This window comes from Celeribacter neptunius (assembly GCF_900113955.1).
GTDB lineage: Bacteria > Pseudomonadota > Alphaproteobacteria > Rhodobacterales > Rhodobacteraceae > Celeribacter > Celeribacter neptunius.
On sequence record NZ_FORH01000005.1, the window covers coordinates 167,995 to 184,565 of the forward strand.

Consider the following 16,571-nt stretch of genomic DNA (forward strand, 5'->3'; position numbering starts at 1 on the left):
AATGAAGAAAAGGGCGCTTTCGGGCGCCCTTTTTGTTGCTGAGGTTTGGGGGGAAAGGTGGGTGTGAGCCCTTTGGGGACATTGCCCTTCTGCTCAAGCCGTGACAAGCCTGCCCGTGGGGTGGCGCTCAAACGGCTGAGCGGGTCATTTTATGGTGCAAAATACATCGATAATCTGGGGTCTGCGCGCGGATGACAATGCGCCAGCCCGCCGGGACGGGCAGGCGCAGGCGCGGCGGCCTTCGACCTTGTTCCGCGCCGAACACCGCTTCGTTCAAATGGCAGGAAAGTCCGCAAACCGGACCTTCGCGGGTCACCGTCTCGCCGGAAACAGCTGCTGCACCATGCCGATGGTCAGAAGATAGGCCGAGCTCAGCCCCAGTCCCCATTGTGTCAGAGCCGTTTCCAGCCGCAAAAGCGTCGCAGCGGCGCAGAAAATCCAGACCAGCGTCACCGGCAGGGTCACGATCTGCCAGCGCTTGGTGCGCATCGGATGGATGAACCGCAAGGGCAGGAACATCGCCGGTGTCAGGACCACGATCACCGCCAGCATCAGCCAGACCGGCGGGGTGAGGGCGAAAAATACCAGAATGACCATCGACCAGGCGCCGGGGAATCCTTCGAAGGAGCCGTCATCGGTCTTCATTCGCGTGTCGGCGAAATAGAGCGCCGAGACCGGGGTGATCAAAAGGGCTGCGACCCAGCCGGTCCAACCGGTCATCAGCCCGGATTGGAACAGGGCAAACACCGGAATGAACACCCAGGTGATGAAATCGATCACCAGATCGAGGATCACCCCATCGATCCGCGGGGCATGGGTGCGCACGTCAAAGCGCCGGGCCAGCGGGCCGTCGATGCCATCGATGATGATCGAGGCGAGTATCCACAGGAACATCCTGTGCCAATCGCCCTCGGCGGCGGAAAAAGCGGCGAGCATGGCGCAGGCCGCCCCGAGCGCGGTGAACAGATGAACGAAATAGGCTTTGAACTGGAGCTGTGACATCGGTCTGCAATGCCTGTCTTTGCGCCGTCAGGCAAGGGATAGCCGCGCCGTGCCGACATTTATTCCCGAAGGAAATCGTCCGTCGCGCATCTTGCGCGAAAGGAAGGGGCGGCAAAACGGCAGAGAGTCTTTCGAGCCCCTGCCGCAGGGTCTTTGGGATATCGGGCCAAGGCGTCCGCCCGAGCCACGAGGAAGTGGCGTGGAAATGGACGGTCTGGGGGGATCAGACCGCACGTGAATTCAAGATTGAACCCATCGCCGAATAGAGATCTTCGGCATATCGGTTGGAGGTGTCATTCTCCGTGCCGGATGGGGAAAGCTGGTCGATCAGGCTTTCGAACATCGCCATCGGGTCGGCGGCCGAGGGAGTGGCCATCTGCGTGAGAGCCGCCAGACCGGCGCCGGCTTCCACCATGGCGTCGCGTCGGGTCCGCAGCTCGCTTGCCGAGAGCGCGCCATCGCCGTCGCTGTCGATATCGGCCCAGTTGTCCTCATTGATGAAATTGGACAACGCACTGTCGCTGAGCTCGTCCATGGAGAGCCCGCCGCTGGAATCGCTGTCGAGCGTGCTGAGCAGCGTATCGATGGAAAAGCGCGACGAGGATTTGTCGTCATCCGAACCACCCGGGGGCGGGGGCGGAGGGGGCGGCATTTGCGCCGCGATGCTGTCATAGGCCGACAGCGCGCCTGTCATTGAAACGTTCATAGCGTAGTCCTTTCTGGATGTCTGAGCGAACGCGAGGACAGGCTGGCGCGAAAAGGTTGAGAAACGTTAAGACCCACCGCGTCGAGAGGCGCGGCGGGCGGCGTTTCTGTCTAATATTTTATTAAGATTATAAGGAATTGCGCGGACGGGCGTGATTAGCCGGCATCCTTGAAGGCATCTTCCACCCATTTCCATTCTTCTTCGCTCAGATCGCCGTCACCGTCCTGATCGTAAAGGGCGAGGGCCTGTGCCAGCTGGGCGAGGAAATCTTCCTGGGTGATGCGGGTGATTGTCGCGACTTCGCGGGGACCGATGGGGGACGATCCGGGTCCATCGGTTGGTCCCGCCGCAGAGGTCTCTGGCCCGTGCTCATTGTCCGACATGTCATTGTCCCATTCCGTCTCGCTCCCGCCGAATGTAACCGGGCAGAAGTGAACAAATGGTGAGTTCTCTGGCAAAACCGTTGATTTAAGTGCGCTTTGCCCGCGGATGCGCGGCCTCGTAGATCTTGAGCAGATGGGCGCTGTCCACCGCGGTATAGGCCTGTGTCGTGGTCAGGGAGGCATGCCCCAGAAGCTCCTGAATCGCCCGCAGATCGCCACCGGCAGTCAACAGATGGGTGGCAAAGCTGTGGCGCATGGCGTGCGGCGTGACCGAGGCGGGCAGGCCGAGCTGCATGCGTGCGGCTTCGGTGACCTTGGAGATCATCCGCGGATTGAGCGCGCCGCCGCGCTTGCCGCGAAACAGCGGCGTCTCGGGCGCCAGCTCATGGGGGCAGAGCGCGACATAGTCGGCCACGGCGCGCCTTGCCGCGGGCAGCACCGGCACGATCCGCTCCTTGTTGCCCTTGCCGACGATCCGGAGCACCTCGCCCAGCGGTGCCTCCGCGCCGGTGAGCGACAGCGCCTCGGAAATCCGCAGCCCGCAGCCGTAGAGCAGCGTCACCACGGCGACGTCGCGGGCCGCCACCCAGGGCTCTTCGCTTTGCAGCTCGACCGTGGCGAGCATGCCGCGCGCCGCCTCGGGCGCCAGAGGCCGCGGCAGTTTCTTCTGGAATTTCGGCGAGCGGGTGGAGAGGATCGCGGTGGCATCGAACCCGTCGCGCTCGGAGAGCCAGCGGGTGAAACTTTTCACCGCCGACAGGGACCGCGCCAGCGAGCGGGGCGCCACGCCACGCGCCCGCTCATGCGCCATCCAGGCCCGCATATCGGTGATCCTCAGCGTCGCGATATGGGCCGGGCCGAAGCCGCCGCCCTCATGTTGCGCCAGAAAGGCCAGCCAGCCCGAGACATCGCGCGCATAGGCGGTGATCGTGTGTTCGGAAGCGGATTTCAGCGCGCGCTCATGGGTGAGCCATTGCGCCAGCCGATCGCGCATCCCGGGCGAGAGGGCCAATGTGGTGACGGGATCGGAGCCGCGGCTCATCCGAGCCAGCGGCGCATCATCCGCTCGAAAGCATCGGAGAAGAATTTCAACAGATCCGTGCCCTGCGAGGCGCGGAACATATGCGGGTCCTCGGAGCCGAAAATCAGCAGCCCGGGCAGGCGTGCCTCGCCGAGATCGAGTTTCATCAGCGCTTCCGAACGGATGAACTCGCCCTCTTCGCCATAGACCATGTCGGTGGCGGGGGCGACCTGCCGGAGCGTGATCTGGCGCACCGGGATGTTGCGGCCATAGGTGATATACTGGTCGATGAAGCCCGGCTCGGCGGTGACCAGAACATTTTCGAACTGCTTGATCGCCGGTTCCTGACTCTCGATCCGGGTTTCCAGCATCAGCCGCACCGCATCGACCCGCAGGGATTGCACGATCTCGCCGGAGAGCAGGGTGAGAAAGCCGGTGAAATCCCTGGGCTCCAGCAATTGCAACACGGCGCGGTGGATCAGATTGGTGCCGGCGAGGTTCTCATAGGCGGCGGCAATGACGCCGCGATGGGTGTCCTCGAGCCGGTCCAGCCGTTCCTCGAGCCGTTCCATCGCCAGACCGCGCAGATCGACCACATTCGAGCCTGCGCCTTTCTCATTGGCGGCGATCAGCGCCCGCATCACGTCGAGATCGTCGAGCACCATATCCGGGTCGGAAATGATCTTTTCACGGAGTTCTTCGGCCATAGGGGATATGGCCCGGGGGAGTTGGGTACTCATGCTGCCTCGTTCACTTGCTCGATGCGCCGGTTGTCCGGTCGTTGCTCAAGTTATGCCCGGATGGGGGCGTCGTTTCAAGCCTCTTGCCATGCGCCCCATGCGCCGGAACCGAGGGCGCGCTGCGCCTTCCGCAAGGAGACGGTGCGGAAGGCGGCCTGTGGTCTGAGGTCCGTGGGCGCCGGGTTTCTCGCCGGGCGCCTTGCCCGGTCTCTGTTCCGATCCTGCGCCCGGTCGCCGGTCGAAACCGCTCCGGGCGGGCCTGGTCAGTCTTCGGCGTCGCTTGTCGCCGCGTCCTTCTGCGCCGCTTTGGCCTCGCGGGCGGTCTACTGCTCTGCAACCCGGCTGCGGTAGGGCTCGGGGATCTCGCCCTTCCAGGCCTCCGAGAAAATCCACATCTTGCGCTGCTCGAACGCCGGCACGCCTTCGAGCGACTTGATCCGGGCCTCATGGGCGGCACAGCTGTCGTCATGACATTTCGCCAATATGTCATCCTGCAACAGGCGGTCATATTCCGCCTGTGCCTGCGGCCGGAAGCGGGTGAGGTCCGAGGTGTGATGTTCGGCCTTGTTGCGGGTGCGCCAATAGCGGTTGGAGACGCTCTTATTGGCCACCACCACGTCGCCGCGATGCATTTTGACCAGATAGCATTCCAGAGAGCGCAGCGGGAAATGGTCCAGGGTCACCAGATCGTAGCTGTCGCGGCTGTCCCAGCCATTGTCCTCGGCCTCTGCCATGAATTCATTGCGGGCGCGGCCCGAGCCGTCCAGCCATTTCACCTCGCCCAGATCCGGAGAGATGTCGGGCCGGTGGTTGCGGATCGCCTGCACCCGCGGGCTGAGCCGGGTGATGCTTTTGACTCCTCTGCGGGCCTTGCGCCATCCCGGCGACGGGCTTTCGTGGCCCGGATACAGCGCCGTGACCCAGTCGCGCTCATAGGCGAGCCTGTCGTTCGAGCCGTGGTTCATTTCCGACATCGACAGAACGTCGAATTCGCCCGTGGCCTCGAACAGGTCGGTCAGCTTGCCCTCGCCGACATGAATGTTGATGAATTCGTCCACATCCATCGAGATGATGTAATCGGCCTCGCGCATTTGCCGGGTGTAATGCAGATACCGCAGCGCCTGCGGCTGGAAATTCGCGCTGCCCGAGGCGAGCGCCGGGTTCGGCATGTGGCGCACCAGCCCCATATCGTCGAGCCGGTCCAGCATCTTGTCCGAGCCATCGGTGCAGTCATTGGTGAAAATCAGGAAATCGGTGACGCCAACCGCACGGTGCCAGGCCAGCCATTCGAGGATGAACGGGCCTTCGTTCTTCATGCAGGTGACGATGAGAATGCGCGGGGTCTCGACCGGCCAGCTCTTGTAGACCCGCTGGGGGATGCCCTGTTCCTCGGTCATCCGCCCATCCACCTCAACCCGGTCAAAGCGTTTGACGGAGCCGGAGGTGGTCGCCTCGGGCGATGGCAGAAACCCCTTGGCGCCGAGCATGTCGACGATTCTGCGCACGCCCTCCGGCCCGTAGACCTTCGGATGAATCTCCATGATGATATGGCGGATGCCGGAGAGATCGGCGCCGTCCAGAAGCCCGAGCTCGGCGCCTTCGATGTCACAGGACAGGACCGTCGGCCGAAACTCTTTCAACAGGGTCTCGACCCCGGCGGCAGGCACTTTCTCGACCCGTTCATAGGCGCGTGAATCCGGCTCCATCGAGCTGGCCCAGAAATCCTGCCGGACATAGAAGTTCACCTCTTGGGCATCTTTGGCATCGCTCTCGGCCATGGCCACGCCGTTGCGCAGCTCGGCATTCTCAATTCCGTTGAGGCGCCATGTCTCACGGATCATCGGCAACAAGGTGGGGTCGGCCTCGATCGAGAGCACCGCGTCCACACCGTCGATGCTGGCGGCGGCGGAGGAAACGACACCGACACCCGCCCCGAGCTCCAGAAGACGGTCGCCGGGGCGCAGGATGTCGCGCATGAACCCGACCTCGCCGGCTTCATAATGGCCTTTGCGCATCGGGCGTTCGATCTTCGGCGTGATGATGCCGCTGACGAAGGGGACGTCGATCCCGTGGACATTGATCTTTTCGGAATACGCGTATTTGTCCATATCGAAATACCTGCTCATTGCTCTTGCCGCGGTCGGTTTCTCGCCGCGTTAAAATTATCGGGCCGCCCGGGTCGTTTCGGACAGGAGCGCCTCTTTGTCACCGCCATGTTGCAACAGCTGGACCTAAAATTTCCATAAAAAATGCCTTCGGAACGAAGGCATTTTTCAAGTGTTGCAGAGAATATGATCCGGGGCGATCAGACGATCTTGATCCCGGCGTCCTCGGCGTCTTTCACGAATTGTGCCAGACCCTTGTCGGTCAGCACGTGATTGGCCATGGCCTTGATCACATTGGCCGGCGCGGTGATCACGTCGGCGCCGATCTTGGCGCATTCGGTGATGTGGTTCACCGTACGGATCGAGGCGGCGAGGATCTCGGTCTCAAACCCGTAATTGTCATAGACGGTGCGGATGTCCTCGATCAGGTCGACCCCGTCGAGGTTGATGTCGTCGAGACGACCGATGAAGGGCGAGATGAAGCTCGCGCCGGCTTTTGCCGCCAGGATGGCCTGATTGACCGAGAAACACAGCGTGACGTTGATCTTGTGACCTTCGCCCGACAGCGTCTTGCAGGCCTTGAGCCCGTCGAGGGTCAGCGGCAGCTTGATGACGACATTGTCGGCGATGGTGGCCAGTTTGCGGCCCTCGGTGACCATGCTGTCATAGTCGAGCGCGATCACCTCGGCGGAGACCGGACCCTCGACGATGTCACAGATTTCCTTGGTGACTTCGAGAATGTCACGACCGGATTTCTTGATCAGCGACGGGTTGGTGGTGACCCCATCCACAAAGCCAAGATCGTTGAGTTCGCGGATCGCCGCAACATCGGCAGTATCGACAAAGAATTTCATGGGCGCGTCTCCTTTCGCCTGCGTTCGTGGGCCTTTTAATCCATGTTAGCGCGCATAGAAAGGGGGCAGTGACAGGGGCTTTGAATGAGAACTGGAAAGCGCTGGCTTGCGCGCACGAAAATCCCTATCACATCCGCATGGATGAGGCAGATTTCTACCCCGAAGGCGCATTGGTCACCGTCTTGACCGCCGAGCCGCTGGACCGGACGCTCGATTACAAGGCGCCCGAGGGCGGGGTCGAACGCGGCGCCTTTGTCGAGGTGCCGCTCGGTCCGCGCAAGGTCCTGGGCTGTGTCTGGGGGGCGGGCCTCGGTGGGTTTGACCTGTCGAAGGCGCGCCGCATTTCCGCCGTGCTGGACGTGGCGCCGATGCGCGACGAGATGCGGAGCTTTCTGGAAAAGGTCGCCGCCTATACGCTCACGCCAATGCCCGCCATGCTGCGATTGGCCACCCGCGCGCCGGGGCTGATGAACCCGCCGGGGATGCGCAAGATCTATCGGCGCGGCACCGGCCTCCCGCCGCGCGAGACCGAGGCGCGCAAACGCGTGCTCGACACGCTGGACGATTACGGCGGTCTGTCCTTTACCCTCAAAGAGCTCGCCGATGCCGCCGATGTCACGCCTTCGGTCATCAAGGGCCTTTTACCCTCGGGCGCGATTGTCGAGGAGGACACGCCGCGCGATCTGCCCTATCGCCGGTTGGATGCCGACGCTCCGGGCAAGGAGCTGACCGAGGCGCAGGGCGAGGCCGCGCAGGCGCTGCGGGCTGCGGTGGCAGCGCAGGCCTATTCCACCACGCTTCTCAAGGGCGTGACCGGCTCCGGCAAGACCGAGGTCTATCTCGAGGCGGTCGCGGAATGTCTCAAACATGGTCGTCAGGCGCTGGTGCTTCTGCCGGAGATCGCGCTGACCTCGGAGTTCTTGACCCGGTTCGAGGACCGGTTCGGGGCACGCCCGGCCGAATGGCATTCCGGCGTGACCATGACCGAGCGGCGCCGGGTCTGGAAAATGGTGGGCCAGGGCGGTGCGCAGGTGGTGATCGGCGCGCGGTCCGCGCTCTACCTGCCGTTTCAGAACCTTGGGCTGATCGTCGTCGATGAGGAACACGATGGCTCCTACAAGCAGGAAGACGGGGTGATGTACAATGCCCGCGACATGGCGGTGCTGCGTGCGTCCTTGTGTTCCGCCGCGGTGGTGCTGGCCTCGGCCACACCCTCTCTGGAGACCTGGGCCAATGTCGAGGCGGGGAAATACAAACGTCTCGATCTGGAGAGCCGCTATGGCCCGGCGGTGATGCCCGACATGCAGGCGCTCGACATGCGGGTGGACAAGCTGCCGGCGACGCAGTTCATCTCGGAGCGCCTCGCCAATGCGGTGCGGATGCGGATGCAGAAGGGCGAGCAGAGCCTGTTGTTCCTCAACCGGCGTGGCTATGCCCCGGTCACCATCTGTCGGGCCTGCGGGTTCCAGATCGCCTGCGATCATTGCGACGCGCGGATGGTCGAGCATCGGTTCCTCAAGCGCCTGATGTGCCATCAATGCGGGGAAACCAAACCGATGCCGGAGGCCTGTCCCTCCTGCGGTGTCGAGGGGCGTCTGGCGCCGGTGGGGCCGGGGGTGGAGCGTCTGGCCGAAGAGGTGGCGGAGCGCTTCCCGGAGGCGAAATGCGCCGTGCTGTCGTCTGACCTTTTTGCCTCGGCGCGGGCGTTGAAGGAACAGATCCGGCTGATCGCCGAGGGCGACACCGATATCATCATCGGCACGCAGCTGGTGGCCAAGGGGCATAATTTTCCGAACCTCACTCTCGTGGGCGTGATCGACGCCGATCTCGGCCTGCAAGGTTCGGACCTGCGGGCCGCCGAGCGGACCTTTCAGCTGATGCGACAGGTGGCGGGACGGGCCGGGCGGTCCGAGAAAAAGGGCATCGCGCTGTTGCAGACCTATCAGCCGGAACATCCGGTCATTCGCGCCATTCTTGCGGGCGACGAGGAGGGCTTCTGGCGCGCCGAGGCGGCGGAGCGGAAAATGGCCGGTGTGCCGCCCTATGGCCGCATGGCCGGGATCATCCTCTCTGGGCCGGACCTCGCGGTGGTCTCGGATGTCGCCAATCATCTGGCGCGGAGTGCCATGCCCTTGCAACGCGTCGGCGCACAACTTTTCGGCCCGGCCCCGGCGCCGATTGCCCGGGTGCGCGGGCGGCATCGCATAAGGCTCCTGGTCAAGGCGGAAAAAGGCGCGCCGCTGCAAGTGGCGCTCTCGGATTGGGTGCGACAGGTCAAGCTGCCCAATAACGTGCGGCTACAGATCGATATCGACCCGCAATCGTTCTGGTAGTGGGGCGCGCCCTGAGAACAGTCCGGCTCAGGCTCAGCAGGCCAGCGCCGGATCGGCCTGACGGTCGACGATCAACGTGGTGACGATCGCCCCCATCCACATGCAGAACAGCGCAAGCCAGGCGGTGGCGGCAAAGACCGAGCTGTTGGTGACGCCATTGCCGATGGCGCAGCCGCCGGCGAGCATGGCGCCGAAGCCCATCAGCACCGCACCGATCATCGAGCGCCGCATCACCGGCACCGAGTCGAAGCTCTGCCAGCGGAACTCGCCATTGATCATCGAGGCGGCGAAAGCACCGAGCACGACGCCCGGCACAAGACCCACGTCGAATTCGAGAATGGCATTGCGGTCCAGGAAATACATCAGCGTATTGGCCGACGGCCCGGAGAAGGTCACCGAGGTCACCGGCACCGGATCAAAGGCCATCTGTGCCAATTGCCAGGTCAGCACCCAGCCGACCGCGACCGAAAACCCGACGCCCGAGGCGAAAATCCAGGTCTTCGGCCCGATCTGGTTCTTGGCGGCGAGATAAAGCGCCAGGGCGGCAAACATCAGCCCGAGCGCCAGGCCGGTGCCATCGGGCAGATGCAGCGCGTGCAACAGGTTGACGTTCTCGGAGCCGGTGATCGAGAGCGACGCGAGCCGGTCCCGCAGTGGCGAAAGCAGCCCATGCAAGCTCATCTGGGCGGTGACGGCAAAGATCAGCCCGGAGACGACGGAGCGCAGGTTGCCGGTGGAGGCCAAGACCAGAAGCCGGCCGGAACAGCCGCGCGAGAGCACCATGCCGATGCCGAACAATGTGCCGCCGATGATCGCACCGGACCAGCTTCCCGGCACCGCCATCACCCGGCTGTCGGCGCCGCGAAAGAAGCCGAGCATCTGCGCCGCCTGCACCCAGACGATGCCGGTCGAGAGCGTCAGGAACCAGACCGCGACCTTGGGGCCGAGCTTGCCCCGGGCAAATTCCACCGTCGCGGCACGCAGGCAGAATTGCGAGCGTTGCGCCGAGACGCCAAAAATAAGCCCGGTGATCAGGCCGAACAGAGCAGCCGCCGGGCTTTCGCCGATACGTTCCACAAGGGCCAGAATATCCATGGGCCATGTTCCTTTCGCGCGCAAAATTTGAGCAAGTCTAGAAGAGGATCGGCATTTTGCCTTGATCTGAATCACACAGGTGCGAATGGCAGAATGTGTTCGCAGGTGTTCGCGAAAGATGAAGCAATGCTCTGAGGATGGCTTCGCGAACGGAGAGGACGTTTGCACCAAGCGCCATTTTGCCCGGAACAAGCCGAAGGCGCCGGGCGTGCGGTCCAGCCCGTCGTGTCCTCCGCGCAGCGGCTGTGCGGGAATTCCGGCTATTCAATATCGTTTTTCTCACCTAAAGGCGAATTATGAGACATGCACCCACCCCTCTCGCCGAGGTCTCGCACCTGCCGCGTTGGCGCAGGCCCGAGTCGCTTTTGTTCCTGATGGCTTTCGCCATGCCGGTGGCCTTTGCCACCTGGAACGCGCTGTTGAACAATTTCGTCATCGAGGTGGCGGGCTTCACCGGCGTCGAGATCGGTTGGCTGCACACGATCCGGGAGATCCCCGGCTTTCTCGCCATCGGGGTGATCGCTCTGATCATGGTGATCCGCGAGCAGGTTCTGGGCGTGGTGTCGCTTCTGCTTTTGGGCGTGGCGACCGCGGTGACGGCGTTTTTCCCGTCTCTGGGCGGTATTCTGACCGTGACCATGCTGTCCTCCATCGGCTTTCACTATTTCGAGACGGTCAACCAGTCGCTGCAGCTGCAATGGCTGTCCAAGGACCGTGCGCCGATCGTCATCGGGCGGCTGATGGCGGCGGGCTCTGCCGCCTCGCTCATCGCCTATGGCGTGCTGGTGCTGACCTGGAAGACATTCGATCTCTCCTATGCGCTGGTCTATGTGATCTCCGGCGGGTTCACCGCGGTGGTCGCCGGTTTTGCGTTGATGGCCTATCCGCAATTCGAGGCGCCCAACCCGCAGGTCAAGAAGATCATTCTGAAACGTCGGTATGGCCTCTATTATGCGCTGCAATTCATGTCCGGGGCGCGGCGCCAGATCTTTGTCGTCTTCGCGGCCTTCATGATGGTCGAGAAATTCGGGTTCCAGGTGCATCAGGTGACGGCGCTGTTCCTGATCAACTATGTGGCCAATATGGTGATTGCGCCCTTCATGGGCAAAGTGGTGCACCGTAAGGGTGAACGCTTTGTTCTGATGCTCGAATATGTCGGTCTGACACTGGTGTTCCTGGCCTATGGCGGGATCTATTGGTTGGGCTGGGGCGTGGTGATCGCCGCTGGCCTCTATGTGATCGACCACATGCTGTTCGGGCTGGCCTTTGCGCTCAAGACCTATTTCCAGAAGATCGCGGACCCCGAGGATATCGCGCCGACCGCTGCCGTGGCCTTTACCATCAACCATATCGCCGCGGTGTTTCTGCCGGCGCTTCTGGGCTATCTCTGGGTGGTGTCGCCGGGCGGGGTCTTTGCCCTGGCGGCGGGGATGGCGATGGCGTCGCTTGCGCTTGCCGCGCTGATCCCGCGCCATCCGGAAAAGGGCAATGAATGGCGGCTCCTGCCGCTGGCGCGCAGCGCGACCCCGGCGGAGTGAACGGGCGGATTGATCCCGCGCGTCGACTGTAAAGAGCAAGTTTGGAGATTGCGACAATCTGTCCTATATTGCGTGTGAAACGCGATCTGGAGGAGAGTTGCGGATGTTCGGAGCACTGACCATGAGCCTGACCAAGAAACTGACCATGCCCCGCCCGGATGAGGCCTTGCCCGGACGCGCCGAACCGATCGAGACGGCGGCGGAGCATTTCGTGTTGCATGTGCCGCTCGAGGCGGAGGTGCCCGAGGGCTGCGACGAGGCGATCTTTGGCATGGGGTGTTTCTGGGGTGTGGAGCGGATTTTCTGGCAGGTGCCGGGCGTGGTGAACACGGCCGTGGGCTACAGCGGCGGCTACACCCCCAATCCGACCTATGAAGAGGTCTGCACCGGCAAGACCGGACATAATGAGGTGGTGCGCGTGGTGTTCGACCCGGCGAAGGTCAGCTACAAGGAGCTGCTCAAGCTGTTCTGGGAAAATCATGACCCGACCCAGGGCATGCGCCAGGGCAACGATCAGGGCACGCAATACCGCTCCGGCATCTATTACATGGACGAGGCCCAGCACGAGGCCGCCGAGGCCTGTCTCGCGGGCTATGACTTCCTGTTGCAGGACGCAGGCTTTGGTGCCGTGACCACGGAGATCCTGCCGGCCGGCGCCTTCTATTTCGCGGAAGCTTATCATCAGCAATATCTGGCGAAGAATCCTGCGGGCTATTGCGGCATCGGCGGCACGGGAGTGTCCTGTCCCATAGGTCTGGTCATGGGCGCCAAGGTCAAATGGACCGATCAGGTCGAGCCTTTCGCGAAACTCGGCGGCGAATCCGACGCGCCGTAAAGCACAGGCAGGATCATTGTCATGATATGGGGTTTGAAAGGGCGCTCTTGGGCGCCCTTTGCCTTTGACTGCTTCGGTCTGTCTCCTGCGAGCCTGTGCTTGAGTAAATCGCGCCGGAGGGGTAAGCGGGGACAAACCTATCAGGAGCGCCGCCATGCCCACATTTACTGCTTTCACCAAGACCCGGGGCAAGGCCCCCGCCGAGGCCATTGGCGAGGCGCTTGAATTTCTCGAGCCCGAACCGACGGGCGTGGGTGTTTTCGAGATCGAAGACGGCTCCGGGCTCTGGGAAGTCGGCGCCTATTTCACCGAAGCCCCCGACGAGATCGCGCTGGCGCTTCTGTCGAAGGCGCATGACGCGCCGGATTTCGTCATTTCCGAACTGCCGGAGACCGATTGGGTTGCCAAGGTGCGTCGCGACTTGGCGCCGGTCGAGGCCGGGCGGTTCTTTGTCTATGGTTCGCATGACGCGGACAAGCTGCCCTCTGACAAGATCGGTCTGTTGATCGAGGCGGCGATGGCCTTTGGCACCGGTCATCACGGGACCACTCTGGGCTGTCTCAAGGCGCTCGACCGGTTGCTGGGCGACGGGCTCTCTTTTGACAAGGTGGCCGATATCGGCTGTGGCACCGCGGTGCTGGCGATGGCGGCGGCGAAATTCACCGATCAGCTGGTCTATGCTTCCGACATCGACGAGGTGGCGGTCGAGGTGGCGCAATCGAATGTCGATGCCAATGGTCTGACCGGGCAGGTGAACTGTCTCGAAGCGGCGGGCTTCAACCATCCTGTGCTGGCCGAAGTGGCGCCGTTCGATCTGGTCTTTGCCAATATCCTCAAGGGGCCGTTGGTGGCGCTCGCCCCCGACATGGCGGCGCATGTGAAGCCCGGTGGGTATGTGATTCTCTCGGGGATTCTCAATCCGCAGGCCGATGAGGTTGTCGAGGTTTATACACGCAACGGGTTCAATCTCGTTGACCGCCAAGAGATTGTTGACTGGACGACGCTGACTATGGCGCGGGAAGCCTGAAAACACCCAAAAATGCCTTGTTTGCCACATTTGCGCCACATTTTGCCGCAATCTTGTCATGGTCGGTGGGGGCCGGCGTACAAGGAGGCTGCCATGGCATATGCCGGCTCGCAGCAATTGGAAAAAAGGCTGACCAAGATCGAAGCGCGGCGTCGCGCCTTGTCTCATGGTGCCGTGTATTCGGTGAACCAGGATGGCCTGATCATTGCCCGTCCGCGTCGGCGTGGCATGCGGCGTCCGCTGCATCTCGTGATCGTGGCCCTCGTTGGGGTCTTGCTGTTCAAGGCAATGCTCTTTGCCTCGATCGGCGCAGGCACCTACAACGCCCGGGTCGCAACCCTGTCCGAAGGGACGGCGATCGAACGCGCTGGTGGCTGGCTCATGCATGCCGATGGTCTGACCGTCTGGCTTGCCACGCAGGGGAAGATGCTCCTGAAGTGAGTTGTCGGAAATTTTGGGCTCCGTGAGAATGGCCTTTTCCCTCTAGGCCGCCCGGACCCGTCCACGTCGAAACCCGTACCGCCTCGCCGGTGCGGGTTTTTCTTTGGTTTGGCCCGCGCCGTGGCCGCGGCCGGGGCGAATTGCGATCGGGGCCACGATGGCATGAAACCTCCGCTTGGCAAATGTTCTCGTTTCGTGCTAACTCGGTTGCAACGAATAAACGAGCAGGTGAGAGCATGCGTGTGATGGGGATCGACCCGGGGCTGCGCAATATGGGCTGGGGCATCATCGATGTCGCCGGGCCGCGGATCAGCCATGTGGCCAATGGCATTTGCCGCTCGGCCTCCTCCGATGATCTGGCCACCCGGCTGTTGTCGCTGTTCGATCAGCTGACCGAGATTGTCAAAACCTACGCCCCCGATTGCGCCGCGGTTGAGCAGACTTTCGTCAACAAGGACGCCGTGGCGACGCTGAAACTCGGTCAGGCGCGCTCCGTCGCGCTTTTGGTGCCCGCCCGTGCCGGGCTGCCGATCGGGGAATATGCCCCCAATGCGGTGAAAAAGACCGTCGTCGGGGTTGGGCACGCCGCCAAGCAACAGGTCGAGCATATGATCAAGCTGCAATTGCCGGGCGCCAGGCTCGAAGGCCCGGACGCGGTCGACGCGCTGGCCATCGCCATCACCCATTCTTACCACGCGCAATCCGCAAGCCGTTTGCAGGATGCGATCAGGAAAGCCGCCTCATGATCGGGAAACGCCTATGATTGGAAAGCTCACCGGTGTCATCGACTATATCGGCACGGATCACGTGATGATCGATGTGCGCGGGGTCGGCTATATCGTCTATATCTCCGAACGCACCCGCATGGCGCTTCCGGGGCAGGGGGCGCCGGTGGCGCTCTACACCGATATGCTGGTGCAGGAGACCAACCTGCAGCTCTTCGGCTTCACCTCACGCCTGGAAAAGGAATGGTATCGCCTGTTGATCTCGGTGCAGGGCATCGGTTCGAAAGCCGCTATGGCGATCCTGGGCACGCTCGGGCCGGAAGCCACGGGGCGGGCGATCGCGCTGGGCGACTGGACCGCGGTCAAGGCCGCGCCGGGCGTCGGGCCGAAGATTGCGCAGCGCGTGGTCAACGAGCTGAAGGACAAGGCGCCCACGGTGATGTCCATGGGCGGATCGCTGTCAAAGACTTTGGAAGCGCCGGAGACGGGTGAGGTGATCGAAAGCGCTGCACCCACCGCGAAATCTTCGCCAAAGAAAGCTGCTCCGAAGGCGAATGCAAGTGCCGAGGCCGAAGCCCTGTCCGCGCTTCAGAACCTCGGCTATTCTCCCTCCGATGCGGCGCAGGCCGTGGCACAAGCCGCACAAGAGGCGCCCGAGGCCGACACCTCCGCGCTGATCAAGGCCGCGCTGCGCCTTCTGGCACCGAAAGGGTAAGTGAATGGAAAGCCCCGATCCGACCCTGCGCCCGGACCGTCGCCCGGAAGATGAGCGCGCCGATGCCGACCGCGCGTTGCGACCGCAGGCGCTCGAGGAATTCATCGGCCAGCACGAGGCCCGCGCCAACCTGCGGGTCTTCATCGAGAGCGCCAAGATGCGCGAAGAGGCGATGGATCACGTGCTGTTCCACGGCCCGCCGGGGCTCGGTAAAACCACGCTGGCGCAGATCATGGCGCGTGAGTTGGGCGTGAATTTCAAGATGACCTCGGGACCGGTTCTGGCGAAAGCCGGCGATCTGGCGGCGATCCTGACCAATCTCGAGGCCCGCGACGTGTTGTTCATCGACGAGATTCACCGGATGAACCCGGTGGTCGAAGAGGTGCTCTACCCGGCGATGGAGGATTTCGAGCTCGATCTGGTGATCGGTGAAGGCCCCGCCGCGCGCACGGTGCGGATCGAGTTGCAGCCGTTCACATTGGTCGGCGCGACCACGCGTCTGGGGCTGTTGACCACGCCCTTGCGCGACCGTTTCGGCATCCCGACGCGGCTCCAGTTCTACACCACCGAAGAGTTGCACGAGATCGTCACCCGGGGTGCGCGCCTCTTGGGGGTGCCCGCCGATCCCGACGGGGCGCATGAGATCGCCAAACGCGCCCGTGGCACGCCAAGGATCGCCGGGCGTCTCCTGCGCCGCGTGGTCGATTTCGCCGTGGTCGAGGGCGACGGGCGGATCACCAAGCCGCTGGCCGATGGTGCGCTCACTCGTCTGGGCGTCGACCTGTTGGGCCTCGACGGCGCAGATCGGCGGTATTTGAGCATGATCGCCGAGAATTACGGTGGTGGACCGGTCGGGGTGGAGACGCTGGCGGCGGCGCTCTCCGAGAGCCGCGACGCCATCGAGGATGTGATCGAGCCCTATCTGTTGCAGCAAGGTCTGATTCAGCGCACCCCGCGTGGTCGGATGCTGACCCAGAAGAGCTGGAAACATCTCGGCCTGGAGGCGCCGAAAGCGCCGGATCAAAGCGATCTGTTCGGAAAGTAGAGGGCA

The 16,571-nt window shown here is 63.0% G+C and carries 16 protein-coding genes; 8 read left to right on the top strand and 8 right to left on the bottom strand.

Annotated elements, in window-relative coordinates:
* Positions 1-312: 312 nt before the first annotated feature.
* The 7 genes from BM151_RS13630 to fsa all read right to left on the bottom strand — a co-directional run bounded on the left by BM151_RS13630 (position 313) and on the right by fsa (position 6,811).
* On the bottom strand, positions 313-1,002 hold the full coding sequence (locus BM151_RS13630) for a CDP-alcohol phosphatidyltransferase family protein (protein WP_090061282.1): 690 nt from the start codon (positions 1,000-1,002) through the stop codon (positions 313-315).
* Between the two features lie 223 nt (positions 1,003-1,225).
* Complete coding sequence (locus BM151_RS13635) at positions 1,226-1,708, bottom strand: penta-EF hand family protein (RefSeq protein ID WP_143093103.1); 483 nt, start codon at positions 1,706-1,708, stop codon at positions 1,226-1,228.
* Between the two features lie 155 nt (positions 1,709-1,863).
* On the bottom strand, positions 1,864-2,091 hold the full coding sequence (locus tag BM151_RS13640) for a hypothetical protein (protein WP_090061284.1): 228 nt from the start codon (positions 2,089-2,091) through the stop codon (positions 1,864-1,866).
* A gap of 85 nt (positions 2,092-2,176) precedes the next feature.
* The gene (locus tag BM151_RS13645) at positions 2,177-3,133 is read right to left on the bottom strand and encodes a tyrosine recombinase XerC (RefSeq protein ID WP_090061285.1); all 957 of its coding nucleotides are present in this window, start codon (positions 3,131-3,133) and stop codon (positions 2,177-2,179) included.
* The gene (locus BM151_RS13650) at positions 3,130-3,852 is read right to left on the bottom strand and encodes a DUF484 family protein (protein WP_090061286.1); all 723 of its coding nucleotides are present in this window, start codon (positions 3,850-3,852) and stop codon (positions 3,130-3,132) included. Before BM151_RS13650 ends, BM151_RS13645 begins: the two co-directional genes overlap by 4 nt.
* A gap of 323 nt (positions 3,853-4,175) precedes the next feature.
* Positions 4,176-5,978 carry an FkbM family methyltransferase gene (locus BM151_RS13655; RefSeq protein WP_090061287.1) on the bottom strand — a complete coding sequence of 601 codons (1,803 nt, stop codon included), beginning with the start codon at positions 5,976-5,978 and terminating at the stop codon, positions 4,176-4,178.
* A gap of 179 nt (positions 5,979-6,157) precedes the next feature.
* Complete coding sequence (fsa, locus tag BM151_RS13660; RefSeq protein WP_090061288.1) at positions 6,158-6,811, bottom strand: fructose-6-phosphate aldolase; 654 nt, start codon at positions 6,809-6,811, stop codon at positions 6,158-6,160.
* 137 nt (positions 6,812-6,948) lie between these two features.
* Between fsa and BM151_RS13665 the strand changes: the two genes are divergently transcribed.
* A complete protein-coding gene (locus BM151_RS13665; protein WP_090061450.1) occupies positions 6,949-9,144 on the top strand; it encodes a primosomal protein N' in 2,196 nt (731 codons plus the stop codon).
* A gap of 33 nt (positions 9,145-9,177) precedes the next feature.
* Here BM151_RS13665 and BM151_RS13670 read toward each other — a convergent pair whose 3' ends face one another.
* Positions 9,178-10,239 carry a YeeE/YedE family protein gene (locus tag BM151_RS13670; protein ID WP_090061289.1) on the bottom strand — a complete coding sequence of 354 codons (1,062 nt, stop codon included), beginning with the start codon at positions 10,237-10,239 and terminating at the stop codon, positions 9,178-9,180.
* Positions 10,240-10,535: 296 nt separating this feature from the next.
* Between BM151_RS13670 and BM151_RS13675 the strand changes: the two genes are divergently transcribed.
* The 7 genes from BM151_RS13675 (at position 10,536) to ruvB (ending at position 16,565) form a co-directional block, all read left to right on the top strand.
* Positions 10,536-11,777 (top strand): MFS transporter, encoded by a 1,242-nt coding sequence (locus BM151_RS13675; protein WP_090061290.1) that lies wholly within the window; start codon positions 10,536-10,538, stop codon positions 11,775-11,777.
* Positions 11,778-11,880: 103 nt separating this feature from the next.
* The gene (gene msrA / locus BM151_RS13680) at positions 11,881-12,612 is read left to right on the top strand and encodes a peptide-methionine (S)-S-oxide reductase MsrA (RefSeq protein ID WP_218151369.1); all 732 of its coding nucleotides are present in this window, start codon (positions 11,881-11,883) and stop codon (positions 12,610-12,612) included.
* Between the two features lie 154 nt (positions 12,613-12,766).
* Positions 12,767-13,639: a 50S ribosomal protein L11 methyltransferase gene (locus tag BM151_RS13685; RefSeq protein WP_090061291.1), complete on the top strand. Its 873-nt coding sequence runs from the start codon at positions 12,767-12,769 to the stop codon at positions 13,637-13,639.
* Between the two features lie 93 nt (positions 13,640-13,732).
* On the top strand, positions 13,733-14,080 hold the full coding sequence (locus BM151_RS13690; protein WP_090061292.1) for a hypothetical protein: 348 nt from the start codon (positions 13,733-13,735) through the stop codon (positions 14,078-14,080).
* 236 nt (positions 14,081-14,316) lie between these two features.
* Positions 14,317-14,826, top strand: coding sequence for a crossover junction endodeoxyribonuclease RuvC (ruvC, locus tag BM151_RS13695; protein WP_090061293.1), 510 nt, complete (start codon positions 14,317-14,319; stop codon positions 14,824-14,826).
* Between the two features lie 13 nt (positions 14,827-14,839).
* The gene (gene ruvA / locus BM151_RS13700) at positions 14,840-15,520 is read left to right on the top strand and encodes a Holliday junction branch migration protein RuvA (RefSeq protein ID WP_090061294.1); all 681 of its coding nucleotides are present in this window, start codon (positions 14,840-14,842) and stop codon (positions 15,518-15,520) included.
* 4 nt (positions 15,521-15,524) lie between these two features.
* Positions 15,525-16,565, top strand: coding sequence for a Holliday junction branch migration DNA helicase RuvB (gene ruvB, locus BM151_RS13705; protein ID WP_090061295.1), 1,041 nt, complete (start codon positions 15,525-15,527; stop codon positions 16,563-16,565).
* Positions 16,566-16,571 lie beyond the last annotated feature (6 nt).

Excerpts from the sequence above, each read along its gene's own strand:
- BM151_RS13630 (WP_090061282.1), bottom strand. The coding sequence starts at position 1,002 with ATGTCACAGCTCCAGTTCAAAGCCTATTTCGTTCATCTGTTCACCGCG.
- BM151_RS13635 (WP_143093103.1), bottom strand. The coding sequence starts at position 1,708 with ATGAACGTTTCAATGACAGGCGCGCTGTCGGCCTATGACAGCATCGCG.
- BM151_RS13640 (WP_090061284.1), bottom strand. The coding sequence starts at position 2,091 with ATGTCGGACAATGAGCACGGGCCAGAGACCTCTGCGGCGGGACCAACC.
- BM151_RS13645 (WP_090061285.1), bottom strand. The coding sequence starts at position 3,133 with ATGAGCCGCGGCTCCGATCCCGTCACCACATTGGCCCTCTCGCCCGGG.
- BM151_RS13650 (WP_090061286.1), bottom strand. The coding sequence starts at position 3,852 with ATGAGTACCCAACTCCCCCGGGCCATATCCCCTATGGCCGAAGAACTC.
- BM151_RS13655 (WP_090061287.1), bottom strand. The coding sequence starts at position 5,978 with ATGAGCAGGTATTTCGATATGGACAAATACGCGTATTCCGAAAAGATC.
- fsa (WP_090061288.1), bottom strand. The coding sequence starts at position 6,811 with ATGAAATTCTTTGTCGATACTGCCGATGTTGCGGCGATCCGCGAACTC.
- BM151_RS13665 (WP_090061450.1), top strand. The coding sequence starts at position 6,949 with ATGGATGAGGCAGATTTCTACCCCGAAGGCGCATTGGTCACCGTCTTG.
- BM151_RS13670 (WP_090061289.1), bottom strand. The coding sequence starts at position 10,239 with ATGGATATTCTGGCCCTTGTGGAACGTATCGGCGAAAGCCCGGCGGCT.
- BM151_RS13675 (WP_090061290.1), top strand. The coding sequence starts at position 10,536 with ATGAGACATGCACCCACCCCTCTCGCCGAGGTCTCGCACCTGCCGCGT.
- msrA (WP_218151369.1), top strand. The coding sequence starts at position 11,881 with ATGTTCGGAGCACTGACCATGAGCCTGACCAAGAAACTGACCATGCCC.
- BM151_RS13685 (WP_090061291.1), top strand. The coding sequence starts at position 12,767 with ATGCCCACATTTACTGCTTTCACCAAGACCCGGGGCAAGGCCCCCGCC.
- BM151_RS13690 (WP_090061292.1), top strand. The coding sequence starts at position 13,733 with ATGGCATATGCCGGCTCGCAGCAATTGGAAAAAAGGCTGACCAAGATC.
- ruvC (WP_090061293.1), top strand. The coding sequence starts at position 14,317 with ATGCGTGTGATGGGGATCGACCCGGGGCTGCGCAATATGGGCTGGGGC.
- ruvA (WP_090061294.1), top strand. The coding sequence starts at position 14,840 with ATGATTGGAAAGCTCACCGGTGTCATCGACTATATCGGCACGGATCAC.
- ruvB (WP_090061295.1), top strand. The coding sequence starts at position 15,525 with ATGGAAAGCCCCGATCCGACCCTGCGCCCGGACCGTCGCCCGGAAGAT.